Annotated in this window: 1 pseudogene; it reads left to right on the top strand. The window is 48.8% G+C overall.

What is annotated here, in order from left to right:
• Positions 1-213, top strand: a pseudogene (locus MRS74_RS23855) (3'-5' exonuclease); the annotation flags it as partial.

Raw genomic sequence — 213 nt, 5'->3', positions numbered from 1 at the left:
ATGGGCAAACAAATTTGCGACCTTGGCAGAACGAGTTAATGATGAGCGCCTACGCGCATTTTACTCTGCCGGACTGCCTGCTGCAGACACGCCATTGAATGAGTTAGAGTTCGTTGCATTGGATTTCGAAACCACTGGACTAAATCCGGACAAAGACGGAATTCTCTCGATCGGCTTAGTGCCGTTTAACGCGTCTCGTATTCGTCTCAAGCA

It is taken from the genome of Marinobacterium sedimentorum (assembly GCF_024267675.1).
GTDB lineage: Bacteria > Pseudomonadota > Gammaproteobacteria > Pseudomonadales > Balneatricaceae > Marinobacterium_A > Marinobacterium_A sedimentorum.
The sequence above is the reverse complement of the archived record's forward strand: the minus strand, read 5'-3'. Positions and strand labels throughout refer to the sequence as shown.